The 23,781-nt window shown below is 70.3% G+C and carries 23 protein-coding genes and 1 pseudogene; 15 read left to right on the top strand and 9 right to left on the bottom strand.

The features are described 5' to 3' along the window. The first annotated feature begins 92 nt into the window (after positions 1 to 92). A complete protein-coding gene (locus ACZ7DY_RS19700) occupies positions 93 to 1,313 on the top strand; it encodes an MFS transporter (protein WP_471137700.1) in 1,221 nt (406 codons plus the stop codon). Here the strand turns inward: ACZ7DY_RS19700 and ACZ7DY_RS19695 are convergent. After that, positions 1,300 to 2,151, bottom strand: a complete 852-nt coding sequence (locus ACZ7DY_RS19695; RefSeq protein WP_471136970.1) for a hypothetical protein — start codon at positions 2,149 to 2,151, stop codon at positions 1,300 to 1,302. The genes ACZ7DY_RS19700 and ACZ7DY_RS19695 overlap by 14 nt on opposite strands. A 325-nt stretch (positions 2,152 to 2,476) precedes the next feature. Between ACZ7DY_RS19695 and gcl the strand changes: the two genes are divergently transcribed. Continuing rightward, on the top strand, positions 2,477 to 4,264 hold the full coding sequence (gcl, locus tag ACZ7DY_RS19690; RefSeq protein WP_471137699.1) for a glyoxylate carboligase: 1,788 nt from the start codon (positions 2,477 to 2,479) through the stop codon (positions 4,262 to 4,264). An 82-nt stretch (positions 4,265 to 4,346) separates the two neighbouring features. Here gcl and ACZ7DY_RS19685 read toward each other — a convergent pair whose 3' ends face one another. The 4 genes from ACZ7DY_RS19685 to ACZ7DY_RS19670 all read right to left on the bottom strand — a co-directional run bounded on the left by ACZ7DY_RS19685 (position 4,347) and on the right by ACZ7DY_RS19670 (position 8,787). Next, a complete protein-coding gene (locus ACZ7DY_RS19685; RefSeq protein ID WP_471136968.1) occupies positions 4,347 to 4,757 on the bottom strand; it encodes a peptidoglycan-binding domain-containing protein in 411 nt (136 codons plus the stop codon). Between the two features lie 563 nt (positions 4,758 to 5,320). Next, positions 5,321 to 6,778 carry a catalase gene (locus tag ACZ7DY_RS19680; RefSeq protein ID WP_471136967.1) on the bottom strand — a complete coding sequence of 486 codons (1,458 nt, stop codon included), beginning with the start codon at positions 6,776 to 6,778 and terminating at the stop codon, positions 5,321 to 5,323. A gap of 233 nt (positions 6,779 to 7,011) precedes the next feature. Beyond that, on the bottom strand, positions 7,012 to 7,902 hold the full coding sequence (locus tag ACZ7DY_RS19675) for a 2-hydroxy-3-oxopropionate reductase (protein ID WP_471136965.1): 891 nt from the start codon (positions 7,900 to 7,902) through the stop codon (positions 7,012 to 7,014). 45 nt (positions 7,903 to 7,947) lie between these two features. Beyond that, a complete protein-coding gene (locus tag ACZ7DY_RS19670; protein ID WP_471136964.1) occupies positions 7,948 to 8,787 on the bottom strand; it encodes a TIM barrel protein in 840 nt (279 codons plus the stop codon). Positions 8,788 to 8,913: 126 nt separating this feature from the next. Between ACZ7DY_RS19670 and ACZ7DY_RS19665 the strand changes: the two genes are divergently transcribed. The 8 genes from ACZ7DY_RS19665 (at position 8,914) to ACZ7DY_RS19630 (ending at position 16,238) form a co-directional block, all read left to right on the top strand. Then, the gene (locus tag ACZ7DY_RS19665) at positions 8,914 to 9,192 is read left to right on the top strand and encodes a YkoF family thiamine-binding protein (RefSeq protein ID WP_471136962.1); all 279 of its coding nucleotides are present in this window, start codon (positions 8,914 to 8,916) and stop codon (positions 9,190 to 9,192) included. Next, entirely contained in the window at positions 9,189 to 9,566 is a 378-nt protein-coding gene (locus tag ACZ7DY_RS19660; protein WP_471136960.1) for a helix-turn-helix domain-containing protein, read from the top strand. The genes ACZ7DY_RS19665 and ACZ7DY_RS19660 overlap by 4 nt, the downstream gene beginning before the upstream one ends. 180 nt (positions 9,567 to 9,746) lie before the next feature. Then, a complete protein-coding gene (gene uraD, locus ACZ7DY_RS19655; protein ID WP_471136958.1) occupies positions 9,747 to 10,259 on the top strand; it encodes a 2-oxo-4-hydroxy-4-carboxy-5-ureidoimidazoline decarboxylase in 513 nt (170 codons plus the stop codon). Continuing rightward, positions 10,256 to 10,672 (top strand): hydroxyisourate hydrolase, encoded by a 417-nt coding sequence (gene uraH, locus ACZ7DY_RS19650; protein ID WP_471136956.1) that lies wholly within the window; start codon positions 10,256 to 10,258, stop codon positions 10,670 to 10,672. Before uraD ends, uraH begins: the two co-directional genes overlap by 4 nt. A gap of 5 nt (positions 10,673 to 10,677) precedes the next feature. Continuing rightward, complete coding sequence (gene pucL, locus ACZ7DY_RS19645) at positions 10,678 to 11,601, top strand: factor-independent urate hydroxylase (protein WP_471136954.1); 924 nt, start codon at positions 10,678 to 10,680, stop codon at positions 11,599 to 11,601. A gap of 64 nt (positions 11,602 to 11,665) precedes the next feature. Continuing rightward, the gene (locus ACZ7DY_RS19640; RefSeq protein ID WP_471136953.1) at positions 11,666 to 13,087 is read left to right on the top strand and encodes a nucleobase:cation symporter-2 family protein; all 1,422 of its coding nucleotides are present in this window, start codon (positions 11,666 to 11,668) and stop codon (positions 13,085 to 13,087) included. Positions 13,088 to 13,136: 49 nt separating this feature from the next. Continuing rightward, the gene (locus ACZ7DY_RS19635) at positions 13,137 to 14,540 is read left to right on the top strand and encodes an 8-oxoguanine deaminase (protein ID WP_471136952.1); all 1,404 of its coding nucleotides are present in this window, start codon (positions 13,137 to 13,139) and stop codon (positions 14,538 to 14,540) included. A 312-nt stretch (positions 14,541 to 14,852) separates the two neighbouring features. Beyond that, the gene (locus ACZ7DY_RS19630; protein WP_471137698.1) at positions 14,853 to 16,238 is read left to right on the top strand and encodes a nucleobase:cation symporter-2 family protein; all 1,386 of its coding nucleotides are present in this window, start codon (positions 14,853 to 14,855) and stop codon (positions 16,236 to 16,238) included. A 67-nt stretch (positions 16,239 to 16,305) separates the two neighbouring features. On the opposite strand, the gene ACZ7DY_RS19625 is transcribed toward ACZ7DY_RS19630, so the two are convergent. Continuing rightward, a complete protein-coding gene (locus ACZ7DY_RS19625) occupies positions 16,306 to 17,241 on the bottom strand; it encodes a scabin-related ADP-ribosyltransferase (RefSeq protein ID WP_471136950.1) in 936 nt (311 codons plus the stop codon). Between the two features lie 120 nt (positions 17,242 to 17,361). After that, on the bottom strand, positions 17,362 to 17,928 hold the full coding sequence (locus ACZ7DY_RS19620) for an LGFP repeat-containing protein (protein WP_471136948.1): 567 nt from the start codon (positions 17,926 to 17,928) through the stop codon (positions 17,362 to 17,364). A 268-nt stretch (positions 17,929 to 18,196) separates the two neighbouring features. Here ACZ7DY_RS19620 and ACZ7DY_RS19615 point away from each other — a divergent pair, with 268 nt between their 5' ends. Together ACZ7DY_RS19615 and ACZ7DY_RS19610 are read left to right on the top strand one after the other, a co-directional pair. Beyond that, complete coding sequence (locus tag ACZ7DY_RS19615; protein WP_471136946.1) at positions 18,197 to 18,958, top strand: MerR family transcriptional regulator; 762 nt, start codon at positions 18,197 to 18,199, stop codon at positions 18,956 to 18,958. A gap of 236 nt (positions 18,959 to 19,194) precedes the next feature. After that, positions 19,195 to 19,821, top strand: coding sequence for a hypothetical protein (locus ACZ7DY_RS19610; protein WP_471136944.1), 627 nt, complete (start codon positions 19,195 to 19,197; stop codon positions 19,819 to 19,821). A gap of 442 nt (positions 19,822 to 20,263) precedes the next feature. On the opposite strand, the gene ACZ7DY_RS19605 is transcribed toward ACZ7DY_RS19610, so the two are convergent. Continuing rightward, positions 20,264 to 20,389, bottom strand: a complete 126-nt coding sequence (locus ACZ7DY_RS19605) for a hypothetical protein (protein ID WP_471137743.1) — start codon at positions 20,387 to 20,389, stop codon at positions 20,264 to 20,266. On the opposite strand from ACZ7DY_RS19605, the pseudogene ACZ7DY_RS19600 reads away from it, so the two are divergent. Further along, positions 20,373 to 21,165 (top strand): annotated as a pseudogene (locus tag ACZ7DY_RS19600) (fatty acid desaturase family protein). The gene ACZ7DY_RS19605 and the pseudogene ACZ7DY_RS19600 sit on opposite strands and share 17 nt — an antisense overlap. On the opposite strand, the gene ACZ7DY_RS19595 reads toward ACZ7DY_RS19600, so the two are convergent. Next, on the bottom strand, positions 21,162 to 21,782 hold the full coding sequence (locus tag ACZ7DY_RS19595) for a DJ-1/PfpI family protein (protein WP_471136943.1): 621 nt from the start codon (positions 21,780 to 21,782) through the stop codon (positions 21,162 to 21,164). The pseudogene ACZ7DY_RS19600 and the gene ACZ7DY_RS19595 sit on opposite strands and share 4 nt — an antisense overlap. A 154-nt stretch (positions 21,783 to 21,936) precedes the next feature. Here ACZ7DY_RS19595 and ACZ7DY_RS19590 point away from each other — a divergent pair, with 154 nt between their 5' ends. Both ACZ7DY_RS19590 and ACZ7DY_RS19585 read left to right on the top strand, forming a co-directional pair. Then, a complete protein-coding gene (locus ACZ7DY_RS19590) occupies positions 21,937 to 22,398 on the top strand; it encodes an SgcJ/EcaC family oxidoreductase (protein ID WP_471136942.1) in 462 nt (153 codons plus the stop codon). A gap of 112 nt (positions 22,399 to 22,510) precedes the next feature. Continuing rightward, positions 22,511 to 23,776 (top strand): MFS transporter, encoded by a 1,266-nt coding sequence (locus ACZ7DY_RS19585; protein ID WP_471136940.1) that lies wholly within the window; start codon positions 22,511 to 22,513, stop codon positions 23,774 to 23,776. Positions 23,777 to 23,781: the final 5 nt, after the last annotated feature.

Here is a 23,781-nt window from a genome sequence, read left to right as displayed (position 1 = left end):
CCAGAGCCGGTGAGCCCGAGAGAACGGGGACCGAGGAAGGACCGGAGGGTGAGGCGCCGGAGCCTGCCGGGCCGCGCGGGCTCAGCCGCGGCATGGTGCTGCTGCTCGCCGTCCCCTGCGGCGTGGCCGTCGGCAACGTCTACTTCCCGCAGGCGGTCAGCCCCCTGGTCGCCGACGGCCTGAACGTGTCGGCCGACACGGCGGCCCTCGTCGTCACGGCCACCCAGTTCGGCTACGCGGGCGGCATCTTCCTCCTGGTGCCGCTCGGCGACCGCATCCCGTACCGGACGCTCATCGTCACGCTCCTCGCGCTGACCGGACTGGGCCTGCTCGGCGCGGGCGCCGCCCCGGGGCTGTCGCCGCTCGTCGCCGCGAGCGTCCTCATCGGCGTCACCACTGTGGTCGCGCAGGTCATCGCGCCCACCGCGGCCGGCCTGGTCCCCGAGAACCGCCGCGGCGCCGTCGCCGGCACCCTGCTGAGCGGCTCGATCGGCGGCATGCTGCTCTCCCGCGTCTTCGGCGGGGCCGTCGGGGAGTGGCTGGGCTGGCGGGCCCCGTATCTGATGACGGCGGCGGTCACCCTCATCATCGCGTGTGTCCTGGCCCGCGCGCTGCCGAGGTCGACCGCGCCGTCCCGGCAGCGGTACCCCGCGCTGCTCGCCGAGGCGCTCCGGCTGCTGCGCACCGAACCGGACCTGCGCCGCTCCGGTTTCTACCAGGCGATGATCTTCGGCGGTTTCTCCGCGCTGTGGACCGGCGTCGCGCTGCTCCTGACCGGTCCCGAGTACGGGCTGGGGGCCTCGGCGGTCGGGGTGCTCGCCCTGGTCAACGCCGCGACCATGTTCTGTACGCCGGTGGCGGGGCGGCAGGTGGACCGCCGGGGCTCCGACGCCGTCAACCTGGTCTGCATGGTCGCGGTCCTGGTGGCCTCCGCCGTCCTCTTCGTCGGCGGTGCCGGCGGAGTGGTGGGGCTCGTCGCCCTCGCGGTGGGGTCGCTGCTGCTCGACGTCGCGATGCAGTCGGGGACGGTCGCCAACCAGGTACGGATCTTCGGGCTGAGCGACGAGGCGCGCGCCCGGCTCAACACGGCATACATGACCTGCGCCTACCTCGGCGGAAGCGTCGGCTCCTGGCTGTCGGTGCGGGCTTACGGCGTCTTCGGCTGGCCGGGGGTGTGCGGGCTGGTCGCGTCACTGACCTGCCTGGCGCTCGCCCGGCACCTGGCGCATCTGCGGGGCGCGCGCCTGCGGGGTGGGCTGCTGGGCCGTGAGCGGCCGGGCGGGGAGCGCGGCTCCACCGTCACGCCCCGGTAGCGACCAGCTCGTCCGCGGCGCTGTTGACCGGCTGGGGCGTGCCCGTCAGGTCCAGGGTGAACAGGGGCACGCCCAGGGTGTCCGCACGGGTGCGGGCCCCGGCCGTATACCCGGCTAGGGAGAAGCAGACGCAGGTGACGGGAGTGTCGCCCGCCTCGGTCATGGCCGTGAGCCAGAGGCACTCCACGTCCCGCAGGGTGGTGGGCCGCAGCGCGGGCTCGACCTGGGCGAGCATGCCCCGGGCGGCGATCCGGGCCCCCGAGGGCGGGCGCCGGGCGGCCGTGCGCGTGTTCAGGTAGCCGAGCCACCGCAGGTACAGCGCCGCCACGGTCACGGTGTCGCGGGCGTCGCGGATGGTCACGGGCCGGAAGGCGGGCCGCGGGCGCGGGGCGGTGCGGGGGAGGGGGATGTGAGCGGGGAGGACGGGCCCGTCCCCGCCGGTGACCTCGCGGCCGGTGACCTCTCCGCTGGTGACCTCTCGGCCGGGGGGCTTTCCACCGGTGACCTCTCCACCGGTGACCTCTCCGCCGGGGGCTTCGGTGCCGGTGACCTCTCCCGCTCCCGCCACGCCCTCCGAGGCCTCCGCCGCGTCCGAGACCACCGGCACCCGCAGCACCGCCCCGCAGGCGCACCCCAGCTCCGGCCGCGGCCACTGGCCCCGGCGCCCGCAGGACCCGCACCGCACCGTGATCCACTCGTCCGCCCAGGCCCGGTCGGTGACCGGCACCGGCGCCGTGCCGCCGTCCACGGAAGGGCTGACCGGGGCGCCGCAGGCGCAGGGGTAGGCCGGGGGAGCGTACAGATGCTCGCGCAGGCAGCCCGGGCACCGTATCGGCACGTCACTCTCCGCCACCGTCACCACCGCCCGCCGTGAGCCGCCCCGCCGCGTCGCCCGTCGCATCGCGCCGTCCCTCCCATCCTCCACCCAAGGGGTGTCCGGCGGCCGGAAGTTGGGTCAACGGGTGCCGGGGGCCTTCGGGGAGCAGTTCGCCGGTTCTCTCTTGACGGTCTCCGGGCCGCCCGCTTACATTGCTTCCATATAGCAGAACAAACTTTCCACAATGCGGAAACAGGAGCTCACCGCGGGGCGCGACGGGAGCCGGATCCGCCAGCCGTATCCGGCAGCCGAAGAGCTGTCGAAGCTGTCGAAGCAGGAGAACCCCATGGCTCGTATGACCGCTGTCCGTGCGGCAGTTGAGATCCTCAAGCGCGAAGGCGTCGACAACGCCTTCGGTGTGCCGGGCGCCGCGATCAACCCCTTCTACAAGGCGCTGAAGGAGGGCGGTGGCATCGACCACACCCTCGCCCGCCACGTCGAGGGCGCCTCGCACATGGCCGAGGGCTACACCCGGGCCAACCCGGGCAACATCGGTGTCTGCATCGGTACGTCGGGTCCGGCCGGCACCGACATGATCACCGGCCTGTACTCCGCGATCGGCGACTCCATCCCGATCCTCTGCATCACCGGCCAGGCGCCGACGCACCTCCTGCACAAGGAGGACTTCCAGGCCGTCGACATCGCGACGATCGCCAAGCCGGTCACGAAGATGGCCGTCACCGTCCTGGAGGCCGCGCAGGTCCCCGGCGTCTTCCAGCAGGCGTTCCACCTGATGCGCTCGGGCCGCCCGGGCCCGGTCCTGATCGACCTGCCCATCGACGTCCAGCAGACCGAGATCGAGTTCGACCCGGAGACGTACGAGCCGCTGCCGGTCTACAAGCCGGCCGCGACCCGCGCCCAGATCGAGAAGGCCATCGGCTTCCTGCTGGAGTCCGAGCGCCCGCTGATCGTCGCGGGCGGCGGCATCATCAACGCCGACGCCTCCGACCTGCTGGTGGAGTTCGCCGAGCTCACCAACACCCCGGTCGTGCCGACCCTGATGGGCTGGGGCACCATCCCCGACGACCACGACCTGAACGCCGGCATGGTCGGCCAGCAGACCGGCCACCGCTACGGCAACGCCACGTTCCTGGAGTCGGACTTCGTCCTCGGCATCGGCAACCGCTGGGCCAACCGTCACACCGGTTACAAGCTGGACGTCTACACCCAGGGCCGCAAGTTCGTGCACGTCGACATCGAGCCGACCCAGATCGGCAAGATCTTCGCGCCGGACTACGGGATCGCCTCCGACGCCAAGGTCGCCCTCGAGCTGTTCGTCGAGGTCGCCAAGGAGCTCAAGGCCGCCGGCAAGCTGCCCGACCGCTCCGCGTGGGTCGCCTCGCACCTGGAGCGCAAGGAGACCCTCCAGCGCCGCACGCACTTCGACGACATCCCCATGAAGCCGCAGCGCGTCTACGAGGAGATGAACAAGGCGTTCGGCCGGGAGACCCGCTACGTCACCACGATCGGTCTCTCGCAGATCGCGGGCGCGCAGATGCTGCACGTCTACAAGCCCCGCAACTGGATCAACTGCGGCCAGGCGGGCCCGCTTGGCTGGACCATCCCGGCCGCGCTGGGCGCCTCCAAGGCCGACCCGGACACCCCCGTCGTCGCGCTCTCGGGCGACTACGACTTCCAGTTCATGATCGAGGAGCTGGCGGTCGGCGCGCAGCACCGCATCCCGTACGTCCACGTCCTGGTGAACAACGCCTACCTGGGCCTGATCCGCCAGGCGCAGATCGGTCTGGACATCAACTTCCAGGTCAACCTGGAGTTCGAGAACCAGAACAGCCCCGAGCTCGGCGTCTACGGCGTCGACCACGTCAAGGTCGCCGAGGGCCTGGGCTGCAAGGCGATCCGGGTGACCGACCCGAACGAGCTGGCCACCGCCTTCGAGCAGGCCAAGAAGCTCGCCCAGGAGCACCGGGTCCCCGTCGTCGTCGAGGCGATCCTGGAGCGCATCACCAACATCGCGATGAGCCCGACCGCGGACATCAGCGCGGTGAAGGAGTTCGAGGAACTCGCCACCGAGCCGGGCCACGCGCCCACGGCGATCCGCCCCCTGAAGGTCTGACACACGGACCCCCACTGACCGGGGCGGCCCACCCGTGGGGGGTGGGCCGCCCCTTCGGCGTGCGCGCCTGCCGGAGCGCCGCTCAGGCCGACCGGAGCATCCGCCACGTCTTCGGGCCGACGATGCCGTCCACCGGGAAGCTGGGGTGGTACGAGTGGTAGACGGACTGGGCCTGCCGTACGGCGGAATAGGTCGCGGAGCCGAAGTCGCCGTCCACGGCGATCTTGGCGCCCTCGTACCAGGCGCTGTTGTTCAGCAGGCACTGGATCTCACGGACCATGTTCCCCTCGGCGCCACGGGCGACCTCGGTGTTCCAGGCCCAGCTGTAGCCCGCGGTGAAGCCCGCGTGGCCGCCGCTGTTCTTCCAGTGGATGGAGCAGCCGGCCGCGGCGGAGACGTCCGCCGGCGCGGTGGCCGCGACGGCGACGGACGTGCCGGCGCCGAGGAGTACGGGTAGGACGACGGCGGTGACGGCGAGCTTGCGGATGCGCATGGTTGTTCCCCCTGGACGGTGATCGACGTGCCGCCTGGCACGTCCCAGAAGGTAGGGGACGGGCGCCGCGCGGGGCGTCAAACCGGGGGTGGAAGCGCGGTAAACCCACGCGGTACTCGGCGGGGCCGGGGCGGTGTGTGGAGTCCCGGGGACACAGAAGAGCGGCGAGTACGGGGACCGTCCCGTACTCGCCGCTCTGGCTCTACCGCCCGCCGGGGGCTGTGGAGTGGTGACCGCCCGGCTGCGCGCGACTGGCGGAACATGCATACGCGCTGCCGGGCGGAGTCGTGGGGACCCCCGGTGCGGCCGGAGGTTGTGGCCGGGGACCGCGGCGGCTGCGATGGACCGTGGATTCCCCTCCCTCAGGTCGAGAAGGAAGCCGTCGGACCTTGACCACCGCACTGGCTCGCAGAACCGCCGCGGACCCGTGCCTGTCCGCGTCAGCGGACTGCCCGCGGTGACCACGGGACCACCCCTCATCCGGGTCCGTGGCGGTGCGGGCTCAGCGTCGGCGGGTCGACCTCCCGTCAACCCACCGACGCAGCCTGGGAGTTACCGCTCGCTCAGTCCTCGCGCAGGGCGCGGACGGCCTCCTCGACGCGCTTGCCGTAGTCGGCGTCGGCGGCGTGGAAGTGGGCGAGGTTCTTCTCGATGACGTCGTCGCGGGAGACCTGCGAGAGGCCGCCGGCGATGTTCGCCACCAGACGGGACTTCTCGTCCTCGGACATCAGGCGGTAGAGCTCACCGGCCTGGAAGAAGTCGTCGTCCTTGGTGTGGGTGGCGGCCGCGTGCGTGCCGGTGTAGCCGGCGACGGCGAGCGGCGCCGACAGCGGCTGACCGGTCTCGGCGGGGCCGTCGTACGAGTTGGGCTCGTAGTTCTTGCGGTCGCGGCCGTAGGCGTTGGACGCCATCAGACCGTCGCGGCCGTAGTTGTCGACCTTGGTCGCCTTGGGCGCGTTCACCGCGAGCTGGGTGTGGTTGACGCCCAGGCGGTAGCGGTGCGCGTCCGCGTAGGCGAACAGGCGGCCCTGGAGCATCTTGTCCGGCGAGGGACCGATGCCGGGCACGAAGTTGTTCGGGGAGAACGCGGCCTGCTCGACCTCGGCGAAGACGTTGTCGGGGTTGCGGTCGAGGACCAGGCGCCCGACGCGCTGCAGCGGGTAGTCCGCGTGCGGCCACACCTTGGTGAGGTCGAACGGGTTGAAGCGGTAGTCCGCCGCTTCGGCCGCCGGCATGATCTGCACGTGCAGCGTCCAGGACGGGTTGACGCCCCGCTCGATGGCCTGGAGCAGGTCCGTCTGGTGCGAGTTGGGGTCCTTGCCCGCGATCTCGGCGGCCTGCTCGGCGGAGAGGCTGCGGATGCCCTGGTTCGTCTTGAAGTGGTACTTGACGAAGAAGGCCTCGCCCTTGGCGTTCGTCCACTGGTAGGTGTGCGAGCCGTAGCCGTTCATGTGGCGGTACGAGGCGGGGATGCCGCGGTCGCCCATGAGCCAGGTGACCTGGTGCGTCGCCTCGGGGGAGTGCGCCCAGAAGTCCCAGACATTGTCCGGCTCCTGCTTGCCCGTGAAGGGGTCGCGCTTCTGGGAGTGGATGAAGTCGGGGAACTTGATCGGGTCCTTGATGAAGAACACCGGGGTGTTGTTGCCGACGAGGTCGTAGTTGCCCTCTTCGGTGTAGAACTTCAGCGCGAAGCCGCGCGGGTCGCGGACCGCGTCCGCGCCGCCGAGGCTGTCGGCCACGGTCGAGAAGCGCAGGAAGACCTCGGTGCGCTTGCCGATCTCGTTGAGGAAGTCCGCGTGGGTGAAGCCGGTGACGTCGTCGGTCACCTCGAAGTAGCCGTACGCGCCGGAGCCACGGGCGTGCACGACGCGCTCCGGGATGCGCTCACGGTTGAAGCGGGCCAGCTTCTCCAGGAGGTGCTGGTCCTGGAGGAGGATCGGGCCACCGACGCCGGCGGTGGCGGAGTTCTGATTGTCGGCGACGGGGGCGCCGGACTCGGTCGTGAGCACACGCTTCGACATGGTGGCGAGGTTGACCTTCCGTACGGAACTGCTTCGACTGCAGACGGTGTTCGGGAGCGTATGGAGCCCTGAGCAGCTACGTCAACAGTTTGTTGAAGTTTTTGGGTGGGCCGTGTCCACGGCATGGAGTACGGCATGGGGTACGACGGGGGTTCCGGGCCGCGGCGGCGCCTGGGCGCGACAGGACAGGTGTCAGCGCCGCCACGGCCCGGAAGTTCAGGGGAGCTCGGTGATCAGAGCTCGGCGCCCGAGAGGCGCTCGACGGAGCGCAGCAGGGCGGAGTGGTCCAGGCCGCCGTCACCCTGCGCGCGGAGCGAGGCGACGAGCTGGGCGACGACACCGCCGACCGGCAGGGCGGCGCCGACGTTGCGGGCGGCGTCGGTGACGATGCCCATGTCCTTGTGGTGCAGGTCGATCCGGAAACCGGGCTTGAAGTCGCGGTTCAGGAAGTTGTCCTTCTTGCGGGTCAGCACGGTCGAACCGGCCAGACCGCCGTTGAGGACGTCGAGCGCGGCCTTCAGGTCCACGCCGGACTTCTCCAGGAAGACCACGGCCTCGGCGCACGCCTGGATGTTCACGGCGACGATGAGCTGGTTGGCGGCCTTCACGGTCTGACCCGAGCCGTGCGGACCGCACAGCACGATGGTCTTGCCCAGGGCCTCGAGGAGCGGCTTGGCCTCGTCGAAGTCGGCCTGCTCGCCGCCGACCATGATGGAGAGCACGGCCTCGATGGCGCCGGCCTCGCCGCCGGAGACGGGGGCGTCGAGGACGCGCAGACCCTTCTCCTTGGCGGCCTTGGCCAGGTCCACGGAGGTCTGCGGCGTGATCGACGACATGTCGACGATCAGCGCGCCGGACTTCGCGTTCTCCAGGATGCCGTCGGGACCGTACGCGATGGCCTCGACCTGCGGGGACGCGGGCACCATGGTCACCACGACATCGGCGTCCTTGACCGCCTCGGCGATGGACTTTGCGGCGGTGCCGCCGGCCGCGGCCAGGCGGTCCAGCTTGTCCTGCTCCAGGGTGTAGCCGGTGACGGAGTAACCCGCCTTGATCAGGTTCTCGGACATGGGGGAGCCCATGATGCCGAGGCCGATCCACGCGATCTTGGGAAGGTTGCTCATGAGGGTGCCTCTCTCAACTGCTGTCGTACGTCGGGGGGTTGGCGCTCAGCGCGCGGCGCGGGCCTCGGCGGGCAGCCAGTCGAAGGCCTCGGCGCTCGGGCGGTCGCCGGCCTTGTACTCCAGGCCGACCCAGCCCTCGTAACCCGCCTTCGCGAGCTGGTCGAGGAGACCTTCGAGGGGGAGGGAGCCGGTGCCGGGGGCGCCGCGGCCGGGGTTGTCCGCGATCTGCACGTGGCCGGTCTTGGCGGCGTACTGCTCGATGACCGAGGGCAGGTCCTCGCCGTTCATGGACAGGTGGTACAGGTCCATGAGGAACTTGGCGTTGCCGAGGCCGGTGGCCGCGTTCACCTTGTCCACGATCTCGATCGCCTTGGGCGCGCTCACGATCGGGCAGCGCGGCGACTCCGGCTTGTTCAACGCCTCGATCAGCAGGATCGCGCCGACGCGGTCGGCCTCGCGGGCGGCGAGCACCAGGTTCTCCAGGGCGAGTTCGTCCTGGGCGGCCGGGTCCACGCCCTCGACGCGGTTGCCGTACAGCGCGTTGAGCGCGGTGCAGCCGAGCGACTTCGCGAAGTCGGCCGCCACGGCGAGGTTGGCGCGGAACTTCTCGCTCTCCTCGCCGGGGATCGACAGGGCGCCGCGGTCCGGGCCCGGCAGCTGCCCGGCGTAGAAGTTCAGGCCCACCAGCTGGACGCCCGCGTCCTCGATCGCCTTTTTCAGGGCGTCGAGCTCGGACTGCTCGGGGGTGGGGGCGTCGACCCAGGGCCACCACAGCTCGACCGCGCTGAAGCCGGCCTTCGCGGCGGCCGCGGGGCGCTCCAGGAGCGGGAGCTCGGTGAAGAGGATCGACAGGTTCACATTGAAGCGCTGGTCGGAGTATCCCATGGGGCTTCCGCGCTCCTTCCGTATTGCGGAAGTTCATTTCTGCTTGATGGAAGACTGCCTCCGATCTGCGGAAGCTGTCAAGAGGGGGCTGCCGAAAAATCGAGCGGCGGCATTAGGTTGTGGAGCGTGCGATTGAGAGTGGAGTTCACGACCGAACCCTTCGATCTCGACGAGGCCCCCGCGCATGCGCTGGTGGCCCGCGAGGTCATCCAGGGGGCCCCGCTGGACGCCGTGGACGTAGGTCCGTTCGGCAATACGGCCGAGGGGGACGTCGACGCGGTGCTGACCGCGGTCGACGCGATGCTGCGCCGCTCCCTGGGCGCGGGCGCCACCCGTGTCTCGCTCCAGGTCAACGTGATCGGCGAGCCGGGCGAGCCGGCGGACCCGGGGGAGGTGGATAAGTGACCGGTTTCGGGGACGACCCGTTCGTATCGGCGGTGAAACCGCTGGTGGACGCCATGGGCGGCGAGATGATGCCGCCCGACGAGGCCGGGGCCGATGATGTCGTCCTCGCCTGGGAGGGTGAGGACGTGGTGGCCGTGCGGCTGCCCCAGCTCGCCGACTCCCTGGACCACATCCTGCTCGCCCTGGAGCGCAAGCAGGGCCGGCCGCTCGCCGAGCTCGACCGCAAGGCCAAGCAGGAGGTCGTGCGCATACTGGAGGCGCGCGGCGCCTTCTCCGTCCGGCACGGCGTCGAGACGGTGGCCGGCGCGCTCGGCGTCAGCCGTTTCACCGTCTACAACTACCTGAACAGGGAAAACGCCGCCAAGGGTCAGTAATCCCCGCGATCGGGCCGAGGCCGGCCCGTCCCTGCCGTCACTGTGAGCGGCCGAGCCGTCACCCGTATCGCCGGGTGACGGCTTCTTTGTTCAAGTTATTTCAACAAACTGTTGACGCGGTGTTGTTGAAGGTCTTAGCTGTTCCGCAGCCCGTCCAGCACAAGGCCACGGAGGCTCCCCGTGACTTCGAGTACGACACCGGGTCTCACCCGGTTCAACGCCTTGGAAGAGGCCGCGGCCACCGCCGCCCTCCACGAGGCCTGCGCCTCTTCGGCCTGGGGAAGCAGACTGCTCTCCCAGCGCCCCTACGCCACCGTCGAAGCCCTCTTCGCCGCGAGCGACGCCGCCATGGCCGAGCTCACCGCCGAGGACCTGGCCGAGGCGATGGCCGGGCACCCGCCGATCGGCCGCCCGAAGCCCGGCGACCCGACCTCGTCCCGCGAACAGCGGGGCATGGCCGGCGCCTCCGAGGAACTTAAGGCCGAAATGCTCGAACTGAACCTGGCCTACCAGGAGAAGTTCGGCCACGTCTTCCTGATCTGCGCCACCGGTCGCACCGGCGAGCAGATGCGGGACGCGGTCAAGGAACGGATCGGCAACTCGCCCGAGCAGGAGCGGGAAATCGTCCGCACCGAGCTGGGCAAGATCAACCGCATCCGCCTGACCCGCCTCCTGGAAGAGGAAGCCGCATGAGCACGGAAACGACCGCTTCGGTGTCCACGCACATCCTGGACACCAGCATCGGACGCCCCGCCGAGGGCGTCACCATCTCCCTGTCCGCCCGCGGCGGCGCCGGCGAGGAGTGGAAGGCGCTCGGCACCGGCGCGACCGACGCGGACGGGCGCTGCAAGAACCTGCCGGCCCTGCCGGTGGGGACCACGCACGTACGGCTCGACTTCGAGACCGAGCCGTACTTCCTGACCAAGCAGAACAAGCAGAACAAGCAAGCCGAGGCGCAGCAGGACGCCCCCGCGAATCGGGACAGCGGTGCGACCGGAGTGTTCTTCCCGGAGGTGGCGATCACGTTCGCCGTCGTGTCGGGCGAGCACTACCACGTACCGCTGCTGCTCAACCCGTTCGGCTACTCCGTTTACCGAGGGAGCTAGCAGACATGCCCACCATTCTGGGACAGAACCAGTACGGCAAGGCTGAGAACCGGGTCGTTAAGATCACGCGGGACGGCGACACCCACCACATCAAGGACCTGAACGTCTCCGTCGCCCTCTCCGGCGACCTGGACGACGTCCACTACTCCGGCTCGAACGCCCACTGCCTGCCGACCGACACCACCAAGAACACGGTGTACGCGTTCGCCAAGGAGTACGGCATTGAATCCGCCGAGCAGTTCGGCATCCACCTGGCCCGTCACTTCGTGACCTCGCAGGAGCCGATCCACCGGGCGCGCATCCGCATCGAGGAGTACGCCTGGGAGCGCATCGCGACCTCCGACGCCAACTCGAAGTTCATCGGCTCCGACGAGGTGAAGCACTCCTTCGTCCGCCAGGGCCAGGAGACCCGGGTCACGCAGATCACCTTCGACGGTGAGAAGTGGGAGGTCATCTCCGGCCTCAAGGACCTGGTCGTGATGAACTCCACCAACTCGGAGTTCTGGGGCTACATCAAGGACAAGTACACGACCCTGAAGGAAGCGTACGACCGCATCCTCGCCACCCAGGTGTCGTCCCGCTGGCGGTTCAACTGGACCGACGACGAGCAGCGGATGCCCCACTGGGAGAAGTCCTACGAGCAGGTCAAGAAGCACATGCTCCAGGCCTTCGCGGAGACGTACTCGCTCTCCCTCCAGCAGACCCTGTACCAGATGGGTTCGCGCATCATCAACAATCGCGCGGAGATCGACGAAGTCCGCTTCTCGCTCCCCAACAAGCACCACTTCCTGGTCGACCTCGAGCCGTTCGGTCTGAAGAACGACAACGAGGTCTACTACGCGGCCGACCGCCCCTACGGCCTCATCGAGGCCACTGTCCTGCGGGACGGCGTCGAGCCCAAGATCCCGGTCGACATGACCAACCTCTGACGCGGGATGCGCATCCCCGCCCCGCCGCAGTGGGCGGGGGTGCGCCACACCGGAGGGAACAGCAATGGCAACGCCTGCATCGGGGCCGGCAGAAGGCCCGTGTTCCACCCCACCGGACGTGACCGACGCCGCCCCGGCCGTCGACTGTCACCCGGTGGACGAGAAGCTCCACCCCTCGCGGCTCGTCCCCGCCGCGCTCCAGCACATCGCCGCGATGTACGCGGGTGTCGTCACCCCTCCGCTCATCATCGGCCAGGCCTGCGGCCTGGACACCGTGGCCCAGACCCGGCTGATCGCCGCCGGACTGCTGATCGCCGGTCTCGCCACCATCCTGCAGACCCTCGGCGTCAAGGGATTCGTCGGCAACCGCCTGCCGTTCGTGAACGCGGCCTCATCGGCCGGCATCGCGCCCATCCTCGCCATCGCCGAGACCAACGCCAAGGGTGACCAACTCCCCGCCATCTACGGCGCGGTGATGGTCGCGGGCGTCTTCTGTCTCGCCGTCGGACCCTTCTTCGGCCGGCTGCTCCGCTTCTTCCCGCCACTGGTCACCGGCGTCGTCATCACCCTCATCGGCGTCACGCTGATGCCGGTCCCCGTCAAGTGGGCCCAGGGCGGCGACGACACCGACCCGACCTTCGGCGACATGAGGTACCTCGCGCTCGCCGCCTTCACGCTCGTCGTGATCCTGCTCTTCCAGCGCTTCGCCCGCGGCTTCCTCAAGCAAGTCGCCCTGCTCGCGGGCATGTTCATCGGCACGCTCGCCGCGATCCCGTTCGGCATGGCGGACTTCACCTCCGTACGGACCGCACCGCTGGCCGCGCTGCCCACGCCGTTCGCCGCCGGAGCCCCCGTCTTCCAGCCCGCCGCGATCCTCTCGCTCTGCATCGTGATGCTCGTCCTGATGACCGAGTCCGCGGCCGGCATGCTCGCCCTCGGTGAGATCTGCGAACGCAAGACCGACGGGAAGACCATCACCCGCGGCCTGCGCACCGACGGCATCGCCACGCTCGTCGGACCCGTCTTCGGCGGCTTCCCGACGTCCGCCTTCGCCCAGAACGTCGGCGTGGTCTCGCTGACCCGGGTGCGCAGCCGGTACGTCGTCGCCGTCGCCGGTGGCGCGCTCATCGTCCTCGGCGCCTTCCCGGTGCTCGGCGCGGTCGTCAACGTGGTCCCCATGCCGGTCCTCGGCGGCGCGGGCATCGTCCTCTTCGGCTCCATCGCGGTCAGCGGCATCCGTACGCTCTCCGAGGCGGGCCTCGACGACAGCTCCAACATCATCCTGGTGGCCGTGTCGCTCGGGGCGGGCATCATCCCGCTCGCCGCGCCCACCTTCTACGCGGACTTCCCCGCGTGGGCCCAGACCGTGCTCGGCTCCGGCATCAGCGCCGGCGCGCTCGTGGCGGTCTCGCTCAACCTGTTCTTCCACCATCTCGGCACCCGTGGCGGCGCGCAGAGCGCGGCCGCGGCACTCAAATCTTCCTAGGGTCATGCCGTGCCCACATCGCATCGCCACCAGTAGAGAAGGAAGCACCATGGCAGCAGCATCGGCAACCCGGGAAGGCGCCGTAGAGCGCATCGTCATCGAGAACGCCGCCATCGCGACGGTCGACGCCAACGACACCGAGTACGCCTCGGGACACGTCGTCGTCGCCGGCAACAAGATCGAGTCGATCGGCGCGGGCAAGGCCCCCGAGGGCCTGGCGAACGTGGTGCGCCGCGTCGACGCCACCGGCCACCTGGTCACCCCCGGCCTGATCAACACGCACCACCACTTCTACCAGTGGATCACCCGGGGCCTGGCCACCGACCACAACCTGTTCAACTGGCTGGTGGCGCTCTACCCGACCTGGGCGCGCATCGACGAGCAGATGACGTACACGGCCGCGCAGGGCTCGCTCGGCATGATGGCCCGCGGTGGTGTCACCACCGCCATGGACCACCACTACGTCTTCCCGCAGGGATCCGGCGACCTCGCCGGCTCGATCATCCGCGCCGCCTCCGAGATGGGCGTCCGCTTCACCCTGGCCCGCGGCTCCATGGACCGCAGCGAGAAGGACGGCGGCCTGCCGCCGGACTTCGCCGTCGAGACCCTGGAGGGCGCGCTCGCCGCGACCGAGGAGACCGTCAAGAAGCACCACGACGCCTCCTTCGACGCGATGACCCAGGTCGCCGTCGCGCCCTGCTCGCCGTTCTCCGTGTCGACCGAACTCATGCAACAGGGCGCCGAGTTGGCGCGCCGCCTGGGCGTACGTCTGCACACCCACGGCAGCGAGACGGTCGAGGAGGAGAAGTTCTGCCACGAGCTGTTCGGCAAGGGCCCGACCGACTACTTCGAGTCGACCGGCTGGCTCGGCGAGGACGTGTGGATGGCGCACTGCGTCCACATGAACGACTCCGACATCGCCGCGTTCGCCCGTACCGGCACCGGCGTCGCCCACTGCCCCTCCTCCAACGCCCGTCTCGCGGCCGGCATCGCCCGGGTGCCCGACATGCTCAGGGCGGGCGTCCCGGTCGGCCTCGGGGTCGACGGCACCGCGTCCAACGAGTCCGGTGAACTCCACACCGAGCTGCGCAACGCGCTGCTGATCAACCGCCTCGGCGCCCACCGCGAGGCCGCCCTGAACGCCCGTCAGGCGCTGCGCCTCGGCACGTACGGCGGCGCGCAGGTCCTCGGCCGTGCCGCGCAGATCGGCTCGCTCGAGGCCGGCAAGCTCGCCGACCTCGTCCTCTGGAAGGTCGACGGCATCGGGCACTCCTCGATCGCCGACCCGGTGACCGCCATCGTCTTCGGCGCGGCGGCCCCGGTCACGCTCTCCCTCGTCAACGGCAGGCCGGTCGTCGAGGACGGCCGCCTCCTGCACGCCGACGAGGACGCCATCGCCCGCTCCGCGCGGGAGCAGGCGCAGCGGCTCGCGCGGATCGCCGCCGAGAGCTGAACCCAAGAACTCCGGTCAGGGGGGACGGCCCTTGACCGGACTTGAGCAGCCGAGCGGGCTGCTCAAGTGCCGCCCCGGAACGTGGCCCAAAGCTTCACGTTCCCGGGGCGGTCAGTAATACCTGGGCGCTTTTCCCACAACCGCATATCGAGCAAGTCCTTGCACCACGCACCACCTCCCAGAAGCGAAAAGTGCCGGCGGTTCAGCCGGTACTGGAAAACAACCGGAGGAGCCACAGTGGCCACTCAGCCCAGGTTCACCAAGCAAGGCAACACCCCGGAGCCACCACCCGTAAGCGACGGCGAGACCGCGATACATCCGGTCGACGAGAAGCTCCCCGCACTGAAGATGGCGACGACCGGCCTCCAGCACGTGGCCGCGATGTACGCGGGGGTCGTGGCCCCGCCGCTCATCGTCGGCGCCGCGGTCGGCCTCTCGCCCAAGGAACTCACCTTCCTCACCGGCGCCTGTCTGTTCACCGCGGGCCTCGCGACCTTCCTGCAGACCCTCGGGTTCTGGAAGATCGGCGCCCGGCTGCCCTTCGTCAACGGCGTCACCTTCGCCGGTGTCGCCCCCATGCTCGCGGTCGTCGACTCGACCGACAACAAGGACGACGCGCTGCCCCTCATCTTCGGCGCGGTGATCGTCGCGGGCGTGCTCGGCTTCATCGCCGCCCCGTTCTTCTCGAAGATGGTCCGCTTCTTCCCGCCCGTGGTGACCGGCACGGTCATCACCCTCATCGGCATCTCGCTGATGCCCGTCGCCTTCGGCTGGGCGCAGGGGCCCGTCCCGGGCGCCCACGACTACGGCTCGATGAAGAATCTGGGCCTCGCCGGCATCACCCTCGTCATCGTCCTGCTGCTGCGCCGCTTCACCACCGGCTTCGTGAAGCAGATCGCGGTCCTGCTCGGTCTCGTCATCGGCACGGTCGTCGCGATCCCCTTCGGCGCCACCGACTTCAGCCCGGTCGGCGACGCCGACATCGTGGGCTTCCCCACGCCGTTCCACTTCGGCGCACCGCAGTTCGCGGCCGCCGCGATCGTCTCGCTCTGTGTCGTCATGGTCGTCTCGATGACGGAGTCGACCGCCGACATGCTGGCGCTCGGCGAGATCGTGGAGCGGCCCGCCGACGAGAAGACCATCGCGGCCGGACTGCGGGCCGACACCCTCGGCTCGGCGCTCAGCCCCCTCTTCAACGGCTTCATGTGCAGCGCCTTCGCGCAGAACATCGGCCTCGTCGCCATGACGAAGATCCGCAGCCGGTACGTGGTCGCCGTGGGCGGCGGTTTCCTCGTCCTGATGGGGCTGTGCCCGATGGCCGCCTCGCTGATCGCGGTCGTGCCGCGCCCGGTGCTCGGCGGCGCGGGCGTGGTGCTCTTCGGCTCGGTCGCGGCGAGCGGCATCCAGACGCTGGTCAAGGCCGACCTGGAGCGGGACAACAACGTCCTGATCGTCGCCGTCTCGCTGGCCGTCGGCCTGATCCCCATCGCGGCGCCGGAGTTCTACCACGCGTTCCCGGAGACCGCGAAGATCATCCTCGACTCGGGCATCTCCACCGGGTGCGTGGCCGCCGTACTCCTGAACCTGGTCTTCAACCACATCGGCGGACGGGGGGCCGCGGACGAGGTGACGGCGCCCATGGAGCCCGGCGGGGAGATCGCCGAGACGCGGGTCCCGGGTCAGGCCGTGGCGCACTGACCCACCCGTCACCCCCTCCGGGCGGGCGGCCTCTCGCGCGGTCAGGTCCCGCGCGAGGGGCCGCTGTTCAGCCGTCGATGTCCATGGCGTCCGTCTGCTGCGGAGCGGCGCCACCGCCCTGCGCGGGGAAGACCTTGATGACGTTGCCGTTCTTGTCGCACAGCTCCGCGCGGAGGATGAAGCCCGGCTTCATGCCGCGCCAGAAGATGACTTCCTGCTGCTGCACGAAGGCCGTCGTGCCCAGCGTGTCCACCAGGTCGATGCCGCCGGGAGCGCTGATCACATAGCGGTAGCCGCTTCCGTCCGGCTGCCGCGCCCAGTCGGGCACGTATCCGCCGGGGGAGCGAGTGGTGCTGACGAAACCGGTCTTCTGCAGCAGCTTCTGATAGTGCCTGAGACTGGCCGGCAGCTTCTCGTTCCAGGCGTCGAAGCCCTTGCCGAGGATCTCGTCGGGCGTCCGCTTGTCCCAGCGGTACAGCAGCTCGTTGTCCTTGCGGTAGCGCAGCGGCGGCAGGGCGCGTCCCTGTTTGCGGTCCTCGCGCATGGACTTCACCTTGCCGGGGTCGGGACCGTACGTACTGTCCCCGAACCCCACCGCGGGCTGCGGGGTCGGCGTGGTGGCGCGCGGGTACTTGCCGCGCTCGGCCGCGAACGTCGCGTAGTCGTACTCGTCCGCCTCCGAGTCGATGCCGCCGTCCGAGAGTTCCTCGGCGTCGGAGTAGTCGCGGGCGTCGATGTCCATCGCCATCGGGTCCTGGCCGGGAGCGCGCTGCACCGCGGGCCCGTCGTCCTGCCGGTGGCCGCAGCCCGCCCCGTGCCGGTGCCGCTCCTGCTCCCCGGCGCCGCCCTCTCTGGCCAGCAGCTGGACGACGGCGGCGTTGCCCGCCGCCCCTTGCAGGGCGCGCAGCCGTTGCAGCCGGTCGCCCGCGCCGGCCGCCGGGGTGCGGGGCACGGCCCCCGTCCGGCCGGCGGTGTTCTTTCGGTCCTGTTCGTGTGCGCGCAACGGGGCTCCTAGGTCCACGGAGACACCCAGTCTTCCCCGCGGACGCTCCACGGGGCCAGGAACCCGAGGGCACTCTCCGGTGACTGAAGGGGCAGCGCGGGGTTGGTGCGCCGGCACAGCTCAGAGTGTGAGGTATATCGGAGCGGTCCACCCCTGGCGGCAGGAGCGGCGCAGGCCGCCGTCGCACCCTTCTACGGCGATGCGGTAGACACCGGGCTGGAGTGTGTACCACCACACCGTGCCGTCGTAGCGCCCGCAGTCACCGCTGCCCCCGCCGTGCGCGATGCACTCCTGGTCCCCGTGGATGTCCTCGGTGTAGCGCCTGATGTTGATCAGCCAGTTGTCGTAGTTCCAGGGGTCGCTCAGACCCCAGTCGAAGCGGATCCCCGATCCCCAACGCTGGGCGGAGACCACCATGTTGTTGCCCTGGTCGGGTGTCCAGGCCATGACGCCGTTCTGGAAATTCTGCAGCAGCCCCCGCCCGTACGTCGTCGCCGCGGCGACAGGGCACCCGAAGGAGCCCTGCTCGGAGCCGTGTTGGTTCCACCGCGTCAGCAAAGGCTGCGGGACCGCGTAGCCGCAGGCCGCGGAGGCGGCGTGGGCGGCAGGGGGCGGGGCCGCGAAACCGCCGCCGACCACGGCGAACGCGGCCATCGCAGTCAGCCACAGAGCACGGAATCGTCTCATCGTGATCCCTTCGGCAACCTCCGGAAACCGGCTGGCGCGTGCGGCCCGCTTCTCCGAAGATTTTCAGCGTAGGGGAGGGGTTCGCGCGACACAGGCTCTGTTCCGGTCAACGGTTCACGACAAGGAAGCTGTCCGGCCGTTGCCGGTTCGCGCGGTGGGTCCCGGACCGAATTCTTTGCCCGCTTGAAGTTGCCGCAGCGTAAGCCTCTACCGTTCTGAGGAGAGCCGGACGCTCCGGATCGGTGGAACACATGTGAGGGAGGTAGCGATGGCCTGGCCGATCGCGCAGGTCGCCCGGATGTCGGGTGTGACGGCGCGAACGCTGCGGCACTACGACGAGATCGGCCTGCTGCCGCCGGCCTGGATCGGGAGCAACGGCCACCGCTACTACGAGGAGCGCCAACTGCTGCGGCTGCAGCAGGTCCTCGTCCTGCGGGCGCTGGGCCTCGGGCTGCCCGAGATCGGCCGGATACTGGCCGCGCAGGTCGACGAGTTGGAGGCGCTGCGGGGCCACCATCGCCGGCTGCTCGCCGAGCGCGACCGGCTCGATGCCCTGGCCGGCACCGTCGCCCGCACGATCGCCGAACTGGAGCAGTCCAGGAAGAACGGCACGGGCGTGATCAAGGTCAGCCGGCCGGAGAACCTGTTCGAGGGCATCCGGTCCACCCAGTGCAGGGTGGTCCTGCGCGGTTTCCCGGAACTGGCCGGAGCCATCGAACGGCACACGTCGGCGTGGAGCCAGGCCGAGATCGAGGCCGAGGAACGCGAGCGCACGGCCCAGATGGTGCGCCTGGCCGATCTGCTGGCCGCCGGCGTGCCCGTGGAGGCCGACGAGGTGCAGGCCGAGGTCGAGGCCCAGTACCGGATAGTGGCCCGGATCCGGGTGCCCACCGCCGAGGAGTACCGCGCGATCGGGCGTACCTGCGTGGAGAACGAGCACTGGCACGCGGTGTACGAGGCGATCGCACCGGGCCTCGCCGCATACCAGCGCGCCGCCATCGAGGTATACGCCGCGACTCGGTTGCGCTGAACCGACTGGGGCCGCCGCCACGGGGGTGTGGCGGCCCCAGCCGGGTCGAATCATCCGTCGGTCCCGCCGACATCTTGACCGAAGCGAAAATATGGAGCTTAAAGCCAAACTTCAATTAATCAGGCCATTCGCTGCATAGGATCACTCAATGTGATGAATCGGGCGTCTCTTCGGCTAGGGTGATGAGTTGTCAGCCGGAGAATTTCTCCGGCTGAGCGAAAGGGAAGGCGTACCTCATGCGCTCCACGCGCACCAACCTCGTTCCCCGTACGGTCTTGATCGCCGCGATCGCTGTGGCCGGCCTGGCCTTCACCCCCACCCTGGCCTCTGCGACGGCCCGGGCCGAGACGAGCAGCTCCAGCGCAGCCACCGGCTTCGGCATCCTCGGTCTGCCCGGTGCCAACGGTGCCAACGGCGTGGGCAGTAACGGCGGCATCGGCGGCCTGGGCGGTACTGGAGGCGCGGCCGGCGCTGTCGGCAACGGCGGCACCGGAGGCGCGGGCGGCAACGCCGACGGCAGCGCGAGCACCGGCGGCGGGGGCGGCACCGGCGGTGCCGGTGGCGCCAACGGCAACGGCGGCAACGGCGGCTTCGGCGGCGAGGCCAAGCTCGGTGGTACCGGCGGCAAGGGCGGCGTAGGCGGCGTGGGCGACGCCGGCCTCGGCATCGTCGGCGGCAAGGGTGGCAACGGCGGCGTGTCCATCGTCGGCGGCGGCCACACCGGCGGCAAGGGCGGAGCCGGCGGCGCGGCCAGCCCGGTGTGCCCCGGCAAGCCCGGTGGCAATGGCACCGCGGCCACCCTCACCGCTGACGGCACCACCGGTGCCACCGGCGCGGCCGGCAGGACCACTCTCCCCTGCTGAACCAACAGCACTGAGGAGTGGTGAACGGTTCAGGCAAGCGCCCGGCTGGGACATCCCGGCCGGGCGTTCTCGCGTCCGGGAGCAGTAAGGGCACACGCAGAGCGGCGGCCCATGCGGGCTCCAGTCCTTACGCGGTGTGAACAAGGTGCTGCTGTACTGTCAAAACAGGATGCCCCAGCCCTTGGCTGCTCTTCCCCGGGTTCCGGGAAGACGTACAGGCGTCCGCACGGCAGCTGTGACGCGGGCCTGAACCGAGCAACGCGTCGAGCCCTGCGGGCCCGATCCGCACGACGCGTCGTCTCTCACGACGTGACTGATTCCGTCGATACCGCCCCCCTGATACCGCTGTGACGGTCTGTCCTGACGTCCGAGCGACCGGGCCCGTGGCGGGGAAGAGGCACCATGCCAGCCACCCTCAGCACCCCACTCCCTGTCCGCACCCTCACCCGTCGAGCGCGACGCCGGGCCCAGCGATGAGTACGCAGGCGCCGCCCCAGGCCAGGGCGGCCGTCGCCACGCGGACGCGCCGCGAGGGCAGTGACTTCGCGCGCCTGTCGAAGGAGATCAAGGACGCCGGGCTGATGCGGCGCCGGCACCTCTACTACGGCGTACGGATGGCCATGGTGATCGCGGCCTACGCGGGCGGCTGGCTGGTCTTCGCAGCCGTCGGTGACAGGTGGTGGACGCTGGCCGTCGGCGCGTTCCTCGCTCTGGTCTTCGGGCAGGTCGCACTGGTCGCGCACGATGTCGGTCACCGCCAGGTGTTCCGCAGGACGCGTTCGAGTGCTGGCACTGGAAGGCTTCAATCTCCACGTCGCGGGAGTACGCGGTCTGGCCGACCGGTCGCTCAAGCAGCGGCGGCTCGAAGGCACGCTGCTGTTCGGGCACTTCGCGCTCTACCTCGCGGCCGTGTTCCTCGTGCTGTCCCCCGGCAAGGCGGTGGCATTCCTCTTCGTGCACCAGTGCCTGTTCGGCTTCTACCTCGGCTCGATCTTCGCTCCGAACCACAAGGGCATGCCGACCATCACCGGCAGTGACCGCCCTGACTTCCTGCGCCGTCAGGTCCTCACCTCCCGCAACGTGCGAGGTGGTCTCCTGACCGACGTGGCACTGGGCGGACTGAACTACCAGATCGAGCACCACCTTTTCCCGAGCATGCCTTCCCCGAACCTGCGCAAGGCCCAGATCCTGGTCCGCCGTTACTGCGACGACCTCGGGGTGAGCTACCTCCAGACGTCCCTGATCGCCTCCTACGGCCAAGCGCTCAAGAGCCTGCACCAAGCAGGGCAGCCCCTGCGCCGACAGCGGCCAGGCCACCCTGCCGAGCGATCGGAGACGGCCTAGCCCAGCGCCCGGGCGCGGGTGAGGACTTCGGCCGGTGCCTTGGCCACCGAGCCGGTGTCGAAGGGCGGTTGCGGGTCGTACTCGGTGTAGAGCTGGATCGCCTGGGCGGTCACCTCGTCGGTGAGCAGGGCCGCCAGGTGGATCGCCATGTCGATGCCGGAGGAGACCCCGGCCGAGGTGATCACCCGGTCGTGCCGGACCACCCGTTCCGGAGTGTAGACGGCGCCGTACGCCTCCAGGTCCTTGGCCGCGTCCCAGTGGGTGGTGGCGGTGAGGCCCTCCAGCAGACCGGCCGCGCCGAGCACCAGGGCGCCGGTGCAGACCGAGGTGGTGAAGCGGGTGCCCGCGTGCATCCGGCGCACCCAGTCGAGGAACTCCGGGTCGGCCACCATGGCCTGGAAGCTGCCGCCGCCCGGGATCAGCAGCACGTCGCACCGCTCCACCTCGGCGTACCCGGTCGGCACGTGCACCGGCAGGGAGCCCAACACGTCCTGCACCAGGCCTGGTTCGGCCGTCACGAACCGTACGGTGGCGCCGGGCACGTACGCGAGGATCTCGTACGGGCCGATCGCGTCGAGGGGCTCGAACCGGTCGAAGAGCGGGATCACTATGTCCATGCCGTGCAGCCTAACCAGCGCCGTCGAGGCAAGTCGTGGGCACGAGGGGCCGTTTGGCCTCCCTTGACCTCAAGTGGCCTTCAGGTTCGATGATCCCGTGAGGGACGGATGCTCCGGCCCGCGTCATCCGACGACCCGCACGGGGAGAGCTGTCATGCGCAATGAGTCGCCTATCGTCGAAGCCGCCACCGAAGACGCCATCACCGAAGACGCCGCCATACGTCAAGTCGTCGCGGACGCCGTCGCGTTCCAGAGCGACCCGGACCGGTTCCTGCCGCTGTTCACCGCCGACACCACCGTCGTGAACTTCGGCGGGCGCCGGGTCGCGGGGAAGGACACCCTGGCACAGGCGATGCGCGAGGCCCTGGCATCACCGCTGGCGGACGTCATCACCACCGTCGACATCGAGGACATCCGCTTCCTCCGCGACGACATCGCGATCGTGGCGAGCGTCAAGCACGTCTCCGACCGTCGGCGGCCGGGTGCCGACGGCGGCCCCGTCACCCCGCTGCACGCCACGTCGGGCCGGCTCACGCACGTCCTCGTGAAGGAAGAGGGGCGCTGGCTCATCAGCTCCTCCCAGACCACGCCCATCCTGGACGGGTCGACCGGCTGATCGGCCGACCGGCCGACCGGCTGACCGGCCGCTCCCGCCCCGCCCGCCCCGGTCGGCGTTGACGTCGCATTCATGCCAGACCCGGGCGGGGGAGCGCTGCTGGACTCGGGGCATGTCCGCACCTACCCCTACACCCGCACCCACGCCCGCCCCGGCCCCGCTCCCCGGCACCGCACCCCCTGCCCCGGGTCCCGCCCCCGCCCCCCGATCCCCCCTCGTCGGCAAGCTCGCCGTCCTCTCCGTGACCATGGGGATCTTCTCCATCGTCACCACGGAGATCCTGCCCATCGGTCTCCTCACCCCCATCGGGGACACCTTCGCCACCTCCGACGGCACATCGGGCCTGATGATGACCGTGCCGGGCATCGTCGCCGCGGTGGCCGCCCCCACCGTGACGGTCACCACCCGGCACGTCGACCGGCGCCGCATGCTCTGCCTGCTGATGCTCGTGCTCGCCGCGGCGGACTTCCTCGCCGCGGCCGCCCCCGCGTTCTGGCTGATGATGGTCTCCCGCGTCCTCGTCGGCCTGGTCATCGGGGCGTTCTGGTCGATCGGCGCGGGGCTGGCCGCCCGGCTGGTGCCCGAGGCGCAGGCGGGGCGGGCGACCGCCGTGATCTTCTCCGCTGTCCCGCTGGGCTCCGTACTCGGTGTGCCGGCCGGCACGCTGCTGGGTCAACTCCTCGGCTGGCGCGCCTCGTTCGCCGCGATGGGTGTCCTCACCCTGATCGTCCTCGGCGCGCTCCTCGCCACCCTGCCGCCGCTGCCGCCCCGGCAGGTCACCCGACTCACCGTGCTGCGCGGCCTGCTCGGCACGGTCCGGGTGCGGGTCGCCCTCGTCGTGACGTTCCTGATCGTGACGGCCCACTTCGGCACGTACACCTACGTCACCCCCTTCCTCGCGGACGTGACCCACGCGGGCCCGACCCTCATCACCGTGTTCCTGCTCGCCTACGGTCTGGCGGGCATTGTCGGCAACTTCCTCGCGGGCGAGTGGGTACGGCGCGCACCCCGGCCCGCCTTCGCGACGGCGGCGGGCCTGCTCGCCGCGGCGACCCTGCTCCTGCCGTCGCTGGGGGCGGGCCGGGCCGGCGCGCTCGTCCTGCTCCTCGTCTGGGGGCTCGCGTACGGTGCGGTGCCGGTCTGCTCGCAGACGTGGTTCGTGAACGCGGCGCCGGGCGCGCCCGAGGCGGCGTCCGTCCTGTTCACGTCGTCGTTCCAGGCGACGATGTCACTGGGCGCGCTGGCGGGCGGCACGGTCGTGGACGCGACATCGGCCTCCACGGCGCTGCCCCTGGGCGGGCTCGCCGCGCTGCTGGCGGCGGGCCTGGTACTCGGGATCAGGCCCGCGGACCGCAGCAAACAAGGCGGGACGACGTGAGGGGC

The sequence above is a fragment of the Streptomyces sp. NPDC037013 genome, from assembly GCF_055607265.1.
The sequence above is the reverse complement of the archived record's forward strand: the minus strand, read 5'-3'. Positions and strand labels throughout refer to the sequence as shown.